We start from the raw sequence: 17,127 nt of genomic DNA, 5'->3' as shown, positions 1-17,127 counted from the left end.
AACATATTGCCCCTGGCAGGCTACAGCTTCAGCGACTGCAGCTTGGACAGGGCGGCTTCCGTTTGCTGGCGCTTGTCTTTTTCCTGCTCCTCTTTATCGAGCGGCTGCTGCGAGGAGTCGCTAAAGAAGGTTAGAATATTTTTCTGCATCGGAGCTGAAACCTCTTTAAAATTATTTTTGGCAAGTTCCCGTACCCATTCACCGTAGGTGCGGTCGGCCAAGCTGTACTCACCCAGCTTAGTAGGATGGCCGGTATCGAAGTCGGTGTTGGGCAAGCTGGGCACCTGTGCAGCAACGGCCGTTTGCTCACCCAAAAACCTGCAATACGTAATGACTGTCTGCCGGAAGCTGGCTCGAAATACGGCCTGCGCCTCCGGGGAGGGAGCGACAAATTTCAGGCTTTTCAGCTTACCTACTTTGGGAATTATCCGAATAATGCCCGCTACTACCCGCGCGCCAAAATGCGGACGCTCGTAGGTAGTGCCGTATTCCTGCTCATACTCCGCTTTGCTTTGCTTGTACACGTAATCGCGGCGGCGAATCCGGCTGTTGACCTGGCGCAGCGCGTGGCGGTTGGCCCGCCAGGCCGCGCGGCTGGCCAGCGGAATAAGGTTGCGCACCGCAAAGCGGTAAGAGCCCAGGGCCAGGTCGACGTTGAAGATTACCTGCTTCAACTCCAGGCCGTAGGTGCGGGCAAAGGCCCGTTCGAGCGCATCCTTGCTTACCTTGAAGCCAATAAAATCGTGATAAGCGGCCGAACGGTACTTGCCGGCCGCCAGCTGCGTAACGTCGAAGGCAAACTCCGTGCGGCCGTGGGCAGTAGGGTTTTGCTCGTAAGTAACCACCGGGCCGTACTTTTCCTTTAGCTCTGGAAACAGCATGGGCACCGCTTTATTGATACCCATCTCATGCCCATATATATCAGCGGCATAATGGGCCAGCGCGCCCAAGGCAAAAGCGTATTCGTTGCGGTCGTGGGCCTCTAAGAGCAGGTTTTTGACAAAATCGCCCGAGCGCACGTAGTGGGTCAGGTTGGTAAACAGCGCCGAGCCGAAGGGATAATAGCCCATATCCTGGATAATAGAGCCGCCGTAGGCGTAAGCTTTGGCCTCGCGCAGCTCATCGGGCGTAGCGCCGGGAAAGCGCCGCTCCAGGGCCGGCTTCAGGCACGGGGCCCAGCAGGAGTCAATACTAGCCTGGTGGCTGAGCACAGAATAAGCGCGCGCCGGCAGCAAAGCCAGCAGCAGCAGGCCCAACAGCAGCATCCCTATCACACGCGGTACAAATACAGATTTCATGCAACAGTAAAACTGCCTCAACGGCAAAGGCTGGCCGGGCGTTGCACGGCCGAGCTTACGCCGGCCCGGCCGCGAGGGGCGGTGGCCCGTCGAGAGCCCCTACTGCCGGCCAGGCCGAGCTACGAAAAGCCACCGTGCGCAAGCCGGCATAGGGAAAATAAGGCGGCGCTGGCGGCAGGAGCATGGTCTGCGCCGCTTCCTGGCTCAGGGCTTCGCCTACCGAGCGCACGGCGCCGGCGGGTACGCCCAGCCGGGCCAGCTCGTGCAGCAGCGCCACGCCGTTGAGCTCGGCAATGCGCATTAGCAGCAGCTCTTCGAGCGCCTTGCGATGGCGCACCCGTTCCGGGTTGGTGCTGAAGCGCGGCTCATTGGCCCAGTGCGGGCGCATCAGCACCAGGCATAGCTGCCGGAACTGCGCATCGGTGCCCACGGCCAGCACCAACCGCTGGCCATCGGCGGCGCGGTACACGGTGCCGTAGGGCACAATGCCGGGATGGCCCGAGCCGAGCGGCACCGGGTCGTGGCCGGTCACGAGCCAGGTAGCCCCTTGGTTGGCCAGCGAAGCCAGCGCGCTATCGAGCAGGCTTACCTCGATGAGCGCGCCCCGGCCGGTTTGCTCGCGCTGGTAAAGCGCTGTCAGAATGCCTTCTTTGAGCTGGTGGGCGGCCAGCAGGTCGATGAGCGCCACCGGCATTTTCTGGGGCGGGTCGGCCGGGCTGGCCGCGTTGAGGTGCATAAAGCCGGTTTCGGCCTGCAGCACGGCGTCGTAGCCCACGCGCGGGCTGGCCGGGCCGTAGCCGGTGAGGTGCGCATAGATGAGCCGTGGGTTGCCGGCCGCCAGGGGGGCGTAGCTCAGCCCGAATTTTTCGGCGTCGCCGGGCTTGTAGCTGGCAATAAGCACGTCGGCCGCCGCGGCCAGCCGAAGCAGCTCGGCCTGGGCGGCGGGCTGCGTGAGGTCGAGCACTACGGATGATTTGCCCCAGTTAGCTGCCGCAAAATAAGCCGATACCGAACTGTCGGGGTCGTCGCCGGGCGTGCGCCAGCTCCGGGTCACGTCGCCGGTGGGCGGCTCGACCTTCAGTACATCGGCCCCCAGCTCGGCAAAAAACTGGCCTACCTGCGGGCCGGCCAGCACCGAAGCCAGCTCCAGCACCCGCAGGCCGGCAAAAGGTAAGGTGGCAGACATCTGTTAATTGCTTAGTTAGGTCGCGTACATCGCCGGGCAAGCGATTGGCATTACATATATAAAAAATACTATATTATGCCGGCTCGCGCAAAAATCGGGAATACTACCTCGCGCTCGCCTTCGCCCCACAGCCGGGTCAGCTCAGCAGCCACCAGCGCCACCATATCGGCCCCGCCGTGCTGCCGGGCATAGTTGGCGGTGGCCGACCAGCTGCGCAGATACCCCAGCATATCGTCTATTTTCCAGCGCTTTATCGCGGCAAAACGGGCCTGGCGCACGCGGGCAAACGGAAAGGGAATGCGGGCATACTCGTCGGTAATATGCTGGCGGTTGGCATCCCAGTAAGGCCCCGAGGTTTCCTCATGAAAATGGTTGAGCACGCGGTTGAGGGCAGCGTGGTCGGTGTGACAAAACTGGTAGCCCCACTCGGCCAGCACGGTGCCGGGGCCGGCCACGCGGCGCACCTCACGGTGGTAGGCCGCGTGGTCGAACCAATGCACGGCCTGCGCCACCGTGATGAGGTCGAAGTGGTCGTCGGGAAAGGGCGTATGCTCGGCCGTGGCTACCTGGTAGTGTATATTGGGCCGCTCGGTGGCCTCGGCCAGCTGGCTGGCACTAAGGTCGGTGGCCTCAACATCACGAAAGTACCGGGCCAGTACCACGGCCACCTGGCCGTTGCCGGTGGCACAGTCCCAGGCGCGCAGGCGGTTGGGCACCTGCGGCAGCAGCCAGTCGTAGAGTTCGGGCGGATAGTCAATGCGGTAGCGGGCGTACTGCGCGGCTTGGGTCGAAAAACGGTCGAGGGACATGCCCGCGAAGGTAGCCGCCAGCCGGGCACTTATCTGGCTTACCTTTGTTCTAAATCAAGCGGTTTGCTGACCGGGAAATATAAGGTCAGCCCCTTTTATTCACTTCATTCGCTGAACCTTTGACTTTTCACGATTTCAACCTCCACGACGACCTGCTGGCCGGCGTGGATGCCATGAACTACCTCAACGCCACGCCCATTCAGGAGCAGGCGATTCCGAAAATCCTGGCGGGTAAAGACCTGATTGCCTGCGCCCAGACCGGCACCGGAAAAACCGCTGCCTACCTCGTACCGCTGCTCGATAAGATTTCGCACGCCGGCCACGGCACCACCTCCACCCTGGTACTGGTTCCCACCCGCGAGCTGGCCACCCAGATTGACGAGCAGGTAACGGGTTTCGGCTACTTCGTAGAAGCCTCGTCCATTGCCATTTACGGCGGCGGCAAGTCGGAGAACTGGGAGCAGCAGAAGCGTGCCCTGACTTCGGGGGCTGATATTATCGTGGCCACGCCCGGCCGCCTCATCGCCCACATGCAGCTGGGCTACGTCAAGTTTGATGACCTGAAATACCTGGTGCTCGACGAGGCTGACAAGATGATGGACATGGGCTTTGCCGATGACATCCTAAACATCGTGCGCCAGCTACCCAAGCAGCGCCAGACGCTGCTGTTTTCGGCCACCATGCCGAGCAAAATCCGCGACTTCTCGCAGCAGATTCTGCACGAGCCCGACGAGGTACGCCTGGCCGTGAGCAAGCCCGCCGCGGGCATCAACCAGCAGTTTTACATGACCTTCGACCACCAGAAGCTGCCCGTACTGGAACACCTTATCAAGGCCCAGGATGTGCAGAGTATGGTGCTCTTTACCAGCAAGAAAGCGGCCGTGGCCGGCATCGTGCGCTCGCTCAACAAGCTGGGCTACCCGGCGCAGGGCATCAGCTCCGACCGCACCCAGGAAGAGCGGGAAGACACCATGCGCGCTTTCAAGAATAAGCAATTCCCTATATTGGTTGCCACCGACGTGGTGAGCCGGGGCATTGACATCGACTCGCTGAGCCACGTGGTAAATTTCGACGTGCCCCGCGCCGCCGAAGACTACGTGCACCGCATTGGCCGCACGGCGCGTGCGGCCACCACCGGTACGGCCATTACCTTCATTGCCGACCAGGACCAGGACCGCATCATCAAAATTGAGAAGCTCATCGAGCGCGAGATTGAGAAACAGGCCATTACCGAAGCTCTCGGCTACGGCCCGGCGCCCGAGTTCGACCCCAAGCGCTTTAGCGGCCTGCGGGGCAAAACCGGTCCGCGCGAAGGCGGCCGGGGTGGCGAGCGCGGGCCGCGCCGCGAGGGTGAGCGGGGGCCGCGTCCTGAAGGTAGTGGCCCCCGTGGCGGAGGCCGCGACCGGGGTCCTCGCCGCGAGGGCAACGACAAAAATGACCCGCAGCGGGCGGAGCGCCTGGCCAATGCCGCGGCTCGCCTGGCGGCTATCGACGCGGGCGAGCGCCCGGTGGGGGCCTATGTAGCACCTACCCGTGAAAGCCGGCCGCCCCGTGAGCCCCGCCCGGAAGGGGAAGCCCACCGTCCACCGCGCTTGCCCCGCGCCCCACGCCCCGAGGGAGAAGCACCGCGCCCGGCCCGCGCCGAAGGGGAAGGCGCCGAAGGCCAGCGCCGCCGCAAGCGTGGCGGCCGCAACCGCGGCAAAGGGCCCCGCAGCGCGGGCGAAGCCTCTGGCGCTACGGCCGAGACGCCCACAGCGCCTTCACCGACTGCCGAATAGTACGCTGGCCGCCATAAGAAAAGCCTTCGCGCATGCTTGCTTTATCAGCCGCATGCGCGAAGGCTTTTCTTATGGCGGCGACCTTTTTACACGCCGAAATTTTGCTGAATCATTTTCATAAAATCGGCTTCGGCCATCTGGGCCTTTGCCCCCAATAACCCCTGGGCATCGGCCCCGGCAATGTAGCGCAACTGCGCTTTACCATCGGTGGCAGCTTCGTAGATAACCTCAGCAATCTGCTCGGGCTGCGAGGCGGCCCCGCCCCGGCTGCTAAAGGCATCGAGCACGGCACGCATCTGCCCGGCGTAGGGGTTAGCTTCGTCGGCAGGGTCGGCGGTCATGTGCAGCGAGCGGCCGGCAAAGTCAGTAGCCACGCCGCCCGGCGCTACTACTTTCACCTGAATCCCAAAGGGAGCCAGCTCGTACCAGAGCGACTCCGAAAAGCCATCGAGCCCGAACTTGGTGGCGTGGTAGAGCGAGTTCATAGGAAACGCCGTGCGCCCACCCACCGAGGTAATAGTGATGATGACACCGGCCTGCTGCGCCCGCATACCGGGCAGCACGGCCTGCGTAACGGCAAATACGCCAAACATATTGGTGGCAAACTGCTGCTGAATCTGGGCATAGGTCGCGGTTTCAAAAGGCCCCACCAAGCCATAGCCAGCGTTGTTGATGAGCACATCGAGGCGGCCAAAATCGTGCTGGGCCTGCGCCACTGCCTGCTTCACGGAAGCCGGGTCGGTTACGTCGAGGGCATACACCCGCACGCCGGCCAGGCCGTCAAACTTCGCGTCGGCGGGGTTGCGCATGGTAGCGGCCACTTGCCAGCCGTGCGCAGCAAAAAGCCGAACGGTGGCCGCGCCGATACCGGTCGAAGTTCCAGTTATGAAAACTGTCTGAGCCATGAAAAAGGGTCTTGGTTAAAAAATGACTTACCAGACGAAACGGTGGCACGTTTGCTTTATCCCAAGCCCATCATTTTTGCAAATGTGTGTCTTTTAAGCTGATAATAGCTTAAGCAGCGCCTAAAAGGTAACCCATTACAAGTGAAATTTTTGTTTTTTATTCCCCGCATGAACTTCTACCTTTGTGCCCCTATTAAAATCCCCCGCGCTCTGACTGGTAAGTTTGTGAAAAGACCGTTGCTGCTTCTGCTGCCTGCCCTGGCAGCGCTGGGCCTGACCACCCAGTGTCAATCGAGCAAGCCTGCCGTGATGGCCGCGGCGGTTGCTCCGGCTTCGGTGCCAACGGCCCCCAGGGAATACCGCTACGAAACCGCGCCCAACGACCCGCTGGGCGTGCGCGTGTACAAGCTCGATAATGGCCTCACGGTCTACCTGTCTGACTACAAGAATGCGCCGCGTATCCAAACGTATATAGCAGTGCGCGCCGGCTCCAAAAACGACCCTGCTGCCGCCACCGGCCTGGCGCACTACCTCGAGCACATGGTGTTTAAAGGTACTTCGCGGCTCGGCACCAAAGACTGGAGCAAGGAAAAGCCGGAGTTGGATAAGATTGAGGCCCTGTACGAAACGTACCGCGGCGAGCGCAACGACCCAGTGGCCCGCAAGCGCACCTACCATCAGATTGACTCTATCTCGGGGGTGGCGGCGCGCTACGCCGTGCCCAACGAGTACGACAAGCTCATGGGCAGCATCGGCTCGAAGGGCTCGAACGCGCATACTTCGAACGAAGAAACTGTTTACCAGGAGGATATCCCGAGCAACCAGCTCGAAAAGTGGGCGGCCGTACAAAGCGAGCGCTTCCAGGAAATGGTGCCGCGCCTGTTTCACACCGAGCTGGAGGCGGTGTACGAGGAAAAGAACCGGGGCCTGGACTCCGACTTCAACAAGGAGTTTGAGGCGCTGAACGCCAGCCTCTACCCTACTCATCCGTACGGTACCCAAACCACCATTGGCACAATTGAGCACCTGCAAAACCCGTCGATAACCGAGATTAAGAAATACTTCGGCCAGTATTACGTGCCGAATAATATCGCCCTCTGCCTGAGCGGCGATTTGGATTACGACCAGACCATCCGGCTGATTGACAAGTATTTCGGTGACCTGAAGAGCAAGCCGGTACCGACGTTTGTTGCGCCGGTGGAGAAGCCAATAACTGCCCCCATCGTGAAGGAGGTAATCGGGCCGCAGTCGGAAAACGTGATGCTGGGCTACCGCCTGCCCGGCAAGGCCACCCGCGACGCCCTGCGCCTGCGGATGCTGGATAAAATCCTGACCAACGGCCAGGCCGGACTGGTCGACCTCGACCTGAACCAGCAGCAGCGGGTGCTGAATTCGGCCACTTTTGCCGACCTCAACGACGACTACTCGACGCACGTGCTCTACGGCACGCCGCGCCAGGGCCAGAAGCTGGAAGAGGTCCGTACACTACTACTGGGCGAGCTGGAAAAGGTGAAGCGCGGCGACTTTCCTGACTGGCTTATTCCGGCCATCGTCAACAACGACAAGCTGACGCGCACCAAGAGCTACGAGAGCAACGAGGCCCGCGCCTCGGCGCTCTACGAATCGTTTATCGAGCGCGTGAGCTGGGCCGACTACCTCAAGCAAAACGAGGACTTTGCCACCATCACGAAGGCCGAAGTCATTAAGTTTGCCAACGACAACTACAGCCAGAACTACGTAACCGTATTTAAGCGCACCGGCCAAGACTCAAATAAGGTGAAGGTGGTGAAGCCGGCCATCACGCCGGTGCCGGCCAACCGCGACGCGGCGTCGGCCTACTACACGGAGATAGCGAAGCTGCCCAGCACTGAATTAAAGCCGGTGTTTGTGGATTACAAGAAGGACATTCAAACGGCTGAAATAAAGCCCGGCCTGCCGCTCTACTACACGAAGAATAGCGAAAACGGACTATTCAGCCTGTTCTATGCTATCGACCTCGGCAACAATAATAATCCGCTGCTCGACGTAGCCACGGACTACCTGCAGTACCTGGGCACCGGCCAGTACTCGGCGGCGCAATTGCAGCAGGAGTTTTACAAGCTGGGCTGCTCGTTTGCCGTTAGCAGCAGCCAGGACCGCGTGCTTATCAGCCTCAGCGGGCTCGATAGCAACCTGGAGCCGGCCATGACGCTGTTTGAGCAGCTGCTCAACAACCCGCGGCCCGACGCGGCGGCCCTCAAAAACCAGGTAGCCGGTATTTTGAAGCAGCGCCAGGATGCCAAGCTCAACAAGGCAGTGATTCTAAATCAGGCCATGCTAAGCTACGCCAAGTATGGCCCACGCAATCCGTTTACCAATAATGTGCCCGAGGCGCAGTTGAAAGCACTAAAGCCGGAGCAGTTGACGGCGCTGCTGAAATCGCTGCCGACGTACCAGCATCGGGTGCTGTATTATGGGCCGCGCGAGATTGCCAGCATTACGAATGTGGTACGTTATGAGCACCTTACGCCCGCTACCCTCAAGCCTACCCCACCCGCTAAAGACTTTGCCGAGCAACCTTTGAAGGAGAAAAAAGTCTATTGGGTCGATTACAAGATGGTGCAGGCTGAAATCCTGTTTCTGACCAAGGGCGATATCTACGACCGCACAATGGCGCCCACCGTGGCGCTCTACAACGAGTACTTCGGCGGCGGCATGGGCAGCATCGTGTTTCAGGATTTGCGCGAGAGCAAGGCGTTGGCCTATTCGGCCATGTCGCGCTACGCGAACGCCGACAAGACGGGCCGCTCCAACTACATCCTCAGCTACATCGGCACGCAGAGCGACAAGCTGCCCGAGGCCATGGCCGGCATGGAAGGCTTGCTCACCGACATGCCCCTGGCCGATGCCAACCTAGCCATCGCTAAGCAGAGCATCCGCAACAGCATCGCCACCGACCGCATTACCCACGAAGGTGTGCTACTCAGCTACGAGCGCGCCCGCCGGCTAGGCCTCGACTACGACCTGCGCCGCGACGTGTACGACCAAACCCAAAACATGACGTTTGCCGAATTGCAGAAATTTCAGCAGGCTAAAATTCGGGGCCAAAACCAGGTTATCCTGGTTATCGGCTCCAAAGACCGGCTGAATTTCAAGGAGCTGGCCAAGTACGGCACCGTCCAGCAGCTTACCCTGAAAGAGATTTTTGGGTATTGATTTCAAAGAATACCGCCTGTTATTGGGCACAACACGAAGCAATGACAGGCGGGGCCAGCCGCTGGCAACACTAGCACCAAACAAGACTTCCCACCTGAACCTGACAACAGAATATTAGACAACCTTTTTCCTCATGGCAGAGCAAAAAATCACCATTAAGAATGGCAAGCTGACTGTACCCGACCAACCGACCATCCCCTACATCGAGGGCGACGGCACGGGTCCGGACATCTGGCGGGCCTCGCAGCGCGTATTCGATGCCGCGGTAGAAAAAGCCTACGGCGGCAAGAAGAAGCTGGTGTGGAAAGAAGTGCTGGCCGGTGAGAAAGCCTTTAAGCAACTGAATAACTGGCTGCCGGCTGAAACGCTCGAAGCCTTCCGCGACTACCTGGTAGGCATCAAAGGCCCACTCACAACGCCGGTAGGCGGCGGCATTCGCTCGCTGAACGTGGCCCTGCGCCAGGAGCTGGATTTGTACGCCTGCGTGCGCCCCGTGCGCTACTACGACGGCGTGCCCTCGCCCGTGAAGCACCCCGAGCTGACCAACATGGTTATCTTCCGTGAAAACACGGAAGACATCTATGCCGGCATCGAGTACATGAACGGCACGCCGCAGGCCCAGAAGATGCTCGAATTCCTGCAAGACGAGATGGGCGTGAAGAAGATTCGCTTCCCCGAGTCGTCGTCGTTTGGCATCAAGCCGGTGAGCAAGGAAGGCACCGAGCGCCTCGTGCGCGCCGCCATCAAGTATGCCCTCGAGCACAAGCTGCCGTCGGTAACGCTGGTGCACAAGGGCAACATCATGAAATTCACCGAGGGCGCGTTCAAAACCTGGGGCTACGAGCTGGCCGAGAAGGAGTTTGGGGCCAAGGTATTTACCTGGGCGCAGTACGATAAAATCGTGGCTAAGCAAGGCGTGGCCGTGGCCGATGCCCTGCAGAAGCAAGCCCAGGACCAGGGTAAGCTCATCATCAAGGACAGCATCGCCGATGCCTTCCTGCAGCAGATTTTGCTGCGCCCCGCCGATTACTCGGTAGTAGCAACGCTGAACCTGAATGGCGACTACATCTCCGATGCGCTGGCCGCCATCGTGGGCGGTATCGGCATCGCGCCGGGTGCCAATATCAACTACCTCACCGGCCACGCCATCTTTGAGGCTACCCACGGCACCGCGCCCAAGTACGCCAACCAGGACAAGGTGAACCCCGGCTCGGTTATCCTCTCGGGCGTGATGATGCTGGAACACCTGGGCTGGAAAGAAGCCGCCGCCCTCATCAACAAGGGCCTCGAAGCCGCCATCGAAAGCAAGCGCGTCACCTACGACTTCGAGCGCCAGATGGAAGGCGCTACACTGCTCAAAACGAGCGAGTTTGGCGACGAGATTATCAAGAATATGTAGTAGCTTGGCAATCGCCAATTTTTAATAACCCCCGCGTTGGCTGAAAGACTGGCGTGGGGGTTTTGCTTTTCGCACTATGCATACATTTCATAAAAGCCTGGTGCAGATAAGCGTTGCTTCGCTGCTTTCTTGTCTTTTGATTATGGCAATGATAGACGAGTGAACACCAGCAGCTAAAACAAGGTCAGTAGCGTAGTTTTGCAGTAGCGGGGCGGTCGTCTTGGACGTTAGGAGACAATGGGGCCGCAAGGCTATGCGTTTCGCCGCCCTTGCCTATTATAGACAAAAACAGCCCCGTATAGCCACGGGGCTGTTTTTGGATGGGCTGGCACTAATTCAGCCGCCTATTCACCGCCTGCCTCATCGCCCCCACTGGCGCGAGTTTAGCGCAGCGTGACTCGTGTCTATTTTCGGGGGAGGCTGTGCCGCCCACAGAACGAGCTAGCCGAACGACGCTATAAAGCATAGCACGGCTGCGCTAAACAGAGTGCTGCCACAGAACGAGCCGAACAACGCTGGCGGCGCAGTTCCGCCTTGCCGCTGGCGCGGCAGTGGAGGTACAACCTCCACAGTGTAATCGGCACGAGTTACGGCTTCGCCTAAACTCGCGCCAGTGCTTGCAGATTCATAATATAGCATATATTCTTAATATCTAGCACGCAAAAAGCCCGGTAGAACGCCATGCCTGGGCATCTTGTTCTACCGGGCTTTGGAGCTGCTGCTTTTTACGGGCTAATTCCAGCCGCCGCCCAGGGCGCGGTAGATATTAACGGTGGCATTGAGCTGCTGCATCTTGGTTTCGGTCAGGTCGAATTTAGATTCCAAGGCATCGCGCTGGGTGAACAGCACTTCGGTGTAGTCGGCGCGCACCGACTTGAAGAGGCTGTTTGAAATCCGGATGGATTGGTTAAGCGTCTGCACTTCTTTCAGCTTCGCGTCGTAGCTTTTTTCGAGGTTGCCGATATTTGAGAGCTGATTGGCTACCTCAATGTACGCGTTGAGCACCGTGCGCTCGTAATTGTACACAGCTTGGAGCTGGAGGGCATTGGCACTGGCATATAGCGCCTTAATGCCGTTGCGGTTAATCAGGGGAGCGGACAGGTCGCCGGCCAGCGAATAGAGCAGGGAGCCGGGCGTGGTGAACAGCAGGCCCGGCTTGAAAGCTTCAAAGCCCACGCCCGCGTCGATACCCAGCGAAGGATAAAAGTTGGCGCGGGCTATCTGCACGTCCAGCTTGGCGGCTACCAGGTTTTGTTCGGCCTGCCGGATGTCCGGGCGGTTGCTCAATAGCTGGGCGGGCACGCCAGCCTGAATGGTTTTGGGCACCAAATCATTAAACGACTGGTCGTTGCGTACCACCGGCTGCGGAAACCGGCCGACCAGGAAGTTAATCCGGTTTTCGGTTTCGGTAATGCGCTGCTGAATGGTGAACTGCCGGGCGGTGGTGTTTTGTATCTGGGCTTCAAAGCGTTTAACGGCCAGCTCAGTTACCCGCGCCGATTCCTTTTCCTGGCGCACCACCTGCAGCGCATTGCGCTGAATCTCGATATTCTGCTGCAAAATAAGCAGCTGGTTATCAAGGGCCAGCAGCTCATAATACGAGGTGGCAATCTCGGCAATCAGATTGGTCACCATGAAGTTTTTACCTTCAACGGAAGCCAGGTACCGGGTAGCCGCCGACTTGCGGGCGTTGCGGAGCTTATGCCAGATATCGACCTCCCAGCTGGCAAAGGCCCCCAGTTGAAAATCGCCGAGCGGGTCGGGATTCCGACGGTCGGGCCGAATGTTGATTTGGTCTTCCGTAGCTCCCTGAATCGTGTACCGACTGGTACGGTCGAGGGCGGTGCGCGCCCCGAGCGAAACGGAAGGCAGGTACTCCCCCTTGCGGGCCTGTATCTCGTTGCGGGCAATCTGGATTTCCTGCAGCGTGATGTTCAGCTCCTGATTGTGTTGCAGAGCGGTATCAATCAGCGCTTTCAGGCCGGGGTCGGTAAAAAACTCCTGCCACCGCACTTTAGCGGTGCTGGTCGTATCCTGGGGGCTGTTGCTGTAGGTGGCCGGCAGGCTGCGGCTCGCGTTGCGCTCAGCAAACTGCGGCACTTTGCAAGCCGCTGCTGCCAGCGCCAGGCCAGCAGCAGCCAGGCTTTTAACTAAATTTCTGTTACGCATAAGGCTCCATTTCTTCAATTTTAATCCGGGGCTCTACGCCTTCAAGTACCGGCGACTCATTCTCATCCCGAATCAGCTTGTTGTCGCCGGCCAGCGTGCCGAAGAAGTAATACAGGCCAGGGATGATAATTACCCCGAACACGGTACCAAACAGCATACCCCCCAAGGCCGAGCTACCGATGGTGCGGTTGCCGATAGCACCCGCGCCGGTAGCCACCACCAGCGGAATAAGGCCGGCGATGAAGGCAAACGACGTCATCAGAATAGGCCGGAAACGCACTTTGGCGCCTTCGATGGCTGCATCGCGCACCGACATGCCTTCTTCGTGCTTCAGGGCCGCGAACTCGACGATAAGTACGGCGTTCTTACCCAGCAGACCCACCAGCATTACCAGGCCTACCTGGGCGTAGATGTCGTTGGCCAGGCCAAACATCTTGATGAACAGGAACGAGCCGAACACCCCGGCTACCAGCGAGAAGATTACGGCCAGCGGCAGCAGGAAGCTTTCGTACTGAGCGGCGAGCACCAGGTACACGAATACCAGCACGACAATGAAAATAACGGTCGACTCGTTGCCGCGCGAAACCTCGTCTTTCGACAAGCCGCCCCAGTCGATGTCGTAGCCGTGCGGCAGCTCTTTGGCTACTTCCTGCACTGCCTTAATGGCTTCACCCGAGCTGTAGCCCTCGGCCGCGCCACCCCGGATGGAGGCCGTGGTGTACATATTGTACCGGTTGATTTCGTTGGCGCCCTGCGACTTCACGATGTGCATGAAGGCTGAGAACGGCACCATTTGCCCCTTGTCGTTTTTAGCCCACATGTTCAGCACGTCTTCGGGCAGGCGGCGGTACTCGGGCGATGCCTGCACGTATACCTTAAAGAAGCGCTGGTACTTGATGAAACCCAGCTCGTAGGTAGAGCCTACCATGATGGAGAGCGTGTTCATGGCGTTGCCGATGCTCACGCCTTTCTGCATAGCCAGGTCGTTGTCAATCTTGAGCTCGTACTGCGGATAATCAGCCGAGAAGAAGGTAAACAGGCCGGCCAGCTCCTTACGCTTTTTCAGCTTGGCCATAAATTCCTCGTTCACCTTTTCCAGCGCTTTATAGTCGCCGGAGTTGGTTTTATCGAGCAATTGCAGCTGGAAACCACCGGCTGCCCCGTAGCCCGGCACTGCCGGCGGCTCAAAGAATTCGATGGTCGCACCCGGAATTTCGTGCGCCTTTTTTTCGAGGTTGCCAATGATGTCGGCAATGGACTCCTTGCGCTCTGACCACGGCTTCAAGTCAATCAGACAGGTACCCGCGTTGGAGCCGCGGCCTTCGGTAAGCACTTCGTAGCCCGCCAGCGTCGAAATATTAGCGATACCCGGCACGTCTTTGGCCAGACTGGCGAGGCGCTGCGATACGGCATTGGTTTGCTCCAGCGTGGTGCCGGGCGGCGTCTGCACAATGGCGTAAATCAGGCCCTGGTCTTCGCTCGGGATAAAGCCGGCCGGCAGCCTGGCCGAGATGGCCCAGATACCCAGCGCGAAAGCAATGAGCATGGCGAAGGTGATGAGTCGGCTGGCCACAATCTTCGACAGCAGGCCGGTGTAGGCGTTGGTCAGGCGGTCGAAGCCCCGGTTAAACCAGTCGAAGAAGCGCTGCAACGGCGTTTTCTTCTTTTCCTGGCCGTGGTTGTTCTTCAGAATCATGGCGCAGAGCACCGGCGTCAGCGTGAGGGCAACGAGGCCCGAAATCACGATGGCCGTAGCCATGGTAATCGAGAACTGGCGGTAGAAGATACCCACCGGGCCGCTCATGAACGATACCGGGATGAACACGGCCGTCATCATGATGGTGATGGCGATAATGGCCCCGCTGATTTCGCCCACCACCTTGCGCACCGCATTATAGGGCGAGAGGTGCTCTTCCTCCATCTTGGCGTGCACAGCCTCAATCACCACAATGGCATTATCGACCACGATACCAATCGAGAGCACCAGCGCAAAGAGCGTAATCATGTTGATAGTCAACCCGAACGCCTGCATGGCCATGAACGAGCCAATGAGCGATACCGGCACGGCGATGGCCGGAATCAGGGTCGAGCGCCAGTCGCCAAGGAAGAGGAATACTACCAGCGCCACCAGAATAAAAGCGTCGCGCAAGGTGTGGATTACGTTCTCAATCGAGGCGTCGAGGAAGTTCGATACGTCGTAGGTGATTTTGTAGTCCATGCCCGGCGGAAAGGTTTTCCTGAGCTCTTCCAGCTTGACTTTCACCTCCTTAATTACGTCGCTGGCATTACTGCCGTAGGTCTGCTTCAGCACGATGGCCGCCGAAGGGTACTGGTTCAGGTTGGAGTAGATGTCGTAAAACTCCGAGCCCAGCTCCACCCTGGCTACGTCTTTCAGGTGCAGGTTCTCGCCGTTGGCGTTGGCCCGCAAAACCACGTTCTTATACTGCTCCACGTCGTTGAAGCGGCCCTGGTAGCTGAGCACGTATTCGAGCGACTGCGCCTGCCCGCCATCCGAGCGGCCGATACGGCCCGGCGAGCCGATAACACTCTGCTCGCCCAGCGCCTTCATCACGTCATCGACCGAGATATTATAGGCGCGCATGCGGTCGGGCTTCAGCCACACGCGCATGGCGTACTGCCGGCTACCCAGGATGCTGGCCCGGCCAATGCCACCGAGGCGCTGCAGCTCAGGTATCATGTTTACGCCAGCGAAGTTGAACAGGTACTTCATGTCCGTGTTCTTGTCTTTCGAGTACAAGTTCACGTACATGAGCATGTTGGGCACCACGCGGTTTACCACTACGCCTTCGCGCTGTACCAGCTCGGGCAGGCGGTTGAGCACCTGCGCAATGCGGGTATTCACGTTTACCACGGCCTGGTCGGGGTCGGTACCCAGGTTGAATACAATCTGGATGTTGGCCTCACCGGCGCTCACGGCATCGGAGGTCATGTACTTCATGCCCGGCACGCCGTTTACGGCCTGTTCCAGCGGAATCAGCACCGACTCGGTCAGCACCTTGGCGCTGGCACCCGGATAGGCTGCGCTCACCATTACCAGGGGAGGCGAAATTTCCGGAAACTGCGACGTTGGCAGCTTCATGATAGCCAGCCCGCCCATGAGCAGGATGACAATCGAGATAACAATGGCGAATACGGGCCTACGAATGAATTTGCTAAACATATAGTATGGCTATTATAATGGGCGGATTTTACTCGCTATACACCTTCAGGTGAGAGATAACTGCCTGAGGAGCTTTGTAGTTGTAGCTTATCTTATCCCCATCCTTCACCTTGCGCAAGCCTTCCAGCAGAATCTTGTCGCCGCTGCTGACGCCCCCCTTGAGAATGTAGAGGTCGGGCATCTCCGAGGCAATGGTTACCTCCCGCTGGTGCACTACGTTTTTGCTGTCAATCACATAAACGTATTTCTTCTCCAGAATCTCGAAGGTGGCTTTCTGCGGGATAAGCAGGGCGTTTTTCAACGGCACCGTCATCATGATGCTGCCGGTTTCGCCGTTGCGCAGCAGGCCATCGGGGTTAGGGAAAGTGGCCCGGAAAGCGATATTGCCGGTTTCGTTATTAAAATCTGCCTCAATCGTCTGCACCTTACCAGGGTATTTATATACCTCGTTATTAGCCATAAGCAGCTTTACGTTTACCACGTTGTCGGCCTTGGCCTGCTCCTTATAAGCCAGGTACTCGGCTTCGGGCACGTTGAAATACACCCACATCTTGCTGTTGTCGGAGAGCGTCGTCAGCAAATCACCTTCGTTGACAACACTACCCAGCCGCGCCTGAAAGTGGTCCATAATACCGCTAAACGGGGCCTTGATGGACGTAAACTGCAGGTGAGTCTGGGCCAGCGCTACATCTGCCTTGGCCTTATTGAGCTTAGCCTTGGACAGGGCTAACTCATTCTTGGATACGATGTTGCTATCGGCCAGGCTCTTGGTGTTGCGGTACTCGATATCCACATAATTGGCTTCGGCCTGCGACTTTTGCAGGTCGGCCTGATACACCAGGGGCATAATCTGGAACATGGGCTGGCCCTTGGCAACTGACTGGCCTTCGTCGACAAAGATTTTCTGGAGATAGCCTTTCTCCAGGGCCCGCAGCTCGATGTGCTGGTAGGCATGAATCTGCGCCACGTACTCTTTAGTTATGGTCGTATCCTTTTGTAAAGGACTGGTTGCCAGTAGCTTAATTTGCTCTTCCTTTTCTTCAGTTTTGGGCGAGCAGCTTGTGCAGCAGTACACGGCACATAAACTCATGAGCATGAGTATTCTTTTCATAAGAACATGTAAATGCCACACTAGGCAGTTAATAACACCAGGAATGTTGGGTTGAAAAAACGCGCTGAGCCGTCGCTTGTCCCGCCGAGGCGCTGG

General features: G+C 58.6%; 10 protein-coding genes. 3 read left to right on the top strand and 7 right to left on the bottom strand.

Translation table 11 applies throughout. The features are described from left to right. Positions 1-20: 20 nt before the first annotated feature. The 3 genes from F6X24_RS10850 to F6X24_RS10840 all read right to left on the bottom strand — a co-directional run bounded on the left by F6X24_RS10850 (position 21) and on the right by F6X24_RS10840 (position 3,293). Positions 21-1,298 carry a zinc dependent phospholipase C family protein gene (locus tag F6X24_RS10850; protein WP_151088013.1) on the bottom strand — a complete coding sequence of 426 codons (1,278 nt, stop codon included), beginning with the start codon at positions 1,296-1,298 and terminating at the stop codon, positions 21-23. Positions 1,299-1,353: 55 nt separating this feature from the next. Continuing rightward, complete coding sequence (locus F6X24_RS10845) at positions 1,354-2,484, bottom strand: CaiB/BaiF CoA transferase family protein (RefSeq protein ID WP_229725036.1); 1,131 nt, start codon at positions 2,482-2,484, stop codon at positions 1,354-1,356. A gap of 68 nt (positions 2,485-2,552) precedes the next feature. Further along, positions 2,553-3,293: a class I SAM-dependent methyltransferase gene (locus tag F6X24_RS10840; protein WP_151088012.1), complete on the bottom strand. Its 741-nt coding sequence runs from the start codon at positions 3,291-3,293 to the stop codon at positions 2,553-2,555. Between the two features lie 173 nt (positions 3,294-3,466). Here F6X24_RS10840 and F6X24_RS10835 point away from each other — a divergent pair, with 173 nt between their 5' ends. Continuing rightward, positions 3,467-5,071: a DEAD/DEAH box helicase gene (locus tag F6X24_RS10835; protein WP_151089586.1), complete on the top strand. Its 1,605-nt coding sequence runs from the start codon at positions 3,467-3,469 to the stop codon at positions 5,069-5,071. 86 nt (positions 5,072-5,157) lie between these two features. Here the strand turns inward: F6X24_RS10835 and F6X24_RS10830 are convergent, their stop codons facing one another. Next, positions 5,158-5,976, bottom strand: coding sequence for an SDR family oxidoreductase (locus tag F6X24_RS10830; protein ID WP_151088011.1), 819 nt, complete (start codon positions 5,974-5,976; stop codon positions 5,158-5,160). Between the two features lie 168 nt (positions 5,977-6,144). Here F6X24_RS10830 and F6X24_RS10825 point away from each other — a divergent pair, with 168 nt between their 5' ends. After that, positions 6,145-9,171, top strand: a complete 3,027-nt coding sequence (locus F6X24_RS10825) for a M16 family metallopeptidase (RefSeq protein ID WP_229725034.1) — start codon at positions 6,145-6,147, stop codon at positions 9,169-9,171. Positions 9,172-9,304: 133 nt separating this feature from the next. Then, positions 9,305-10,570, top strand: coding sequence for an NADP-dependent isocitrate dehydrogenase (gene icd / locus F6X24_RS10820; protein ID WP_151088010.1), 1,266 nt, complete (start codon positions 9,305-9,307; stop codon positions 10,568-10,570). Positions 10,571-11,302: 732 nt separating this feature from the next. Here icd and F6X24_RS10815 read toward each other — a convergent pair. Genes F6X24_RS10815 through F6X24_RS10805 form a run of 3 tightly spaced genes read right to left on the bottom strand, consistent with a single transcriptional unit; the run spans position 11,303 to position 17,031 of the window. Next, a complete protein-coding gene (locus tag F6X24_RS10815) occupies positions 11,303-12,739 on the bottom strand; it encodes a TolC family protein (protein WP_151088009.1) in 1,437 nt (478 codons plus the stop codon). Further along, positions 12,732-15,920 carry an efflux RND transporter permease subunit gene (locus F6X24_RS10810; protein WP_151088008.1) on the bottom strand — a complete coding sequence of 1,063 codons (3,189 nt, stop codon included), beginning with the start codon at positions 15,918-15,920 and terminating at the stop codon, positions 12,732-12,734. Before F6X24_RS10810 ends, F6X24_RS10815 begins: the two co-directional genes overlap by 8 nt. A 28-nt stretch (positions 15,921-15,948) precedes the next feature. Next, the gene (locus F6X24_RS10805; RefSeq protein WP_151088007.1) at positions 15,949-17,031 is read right to left on the bottom strand and encodes an efflux RND transporter periplasmic adaptor subunit; all 1,083 of its coding nucleotides are present in this window, start codon (positions 17,029-17,031) and stop codon (positions 15,949-15,951) included. Between the last annotated feature and the right edge of the window lie 96 nt (positions 17,032-17,127).

It is taken from the genome of Hymenobacter baengnokdamensis (genome assembly GCF_008728635.1).
Classification (GTDB): Bacteria; Bacteroidota; Bacteroidia; order Cytophagales; family Hymenobacteraceae; genus Hymenobacter; species Hymenobacter baengnokdamensis.
This window is presented reverse-complemented; position numbering and strand designations above follow the sequence as displayed.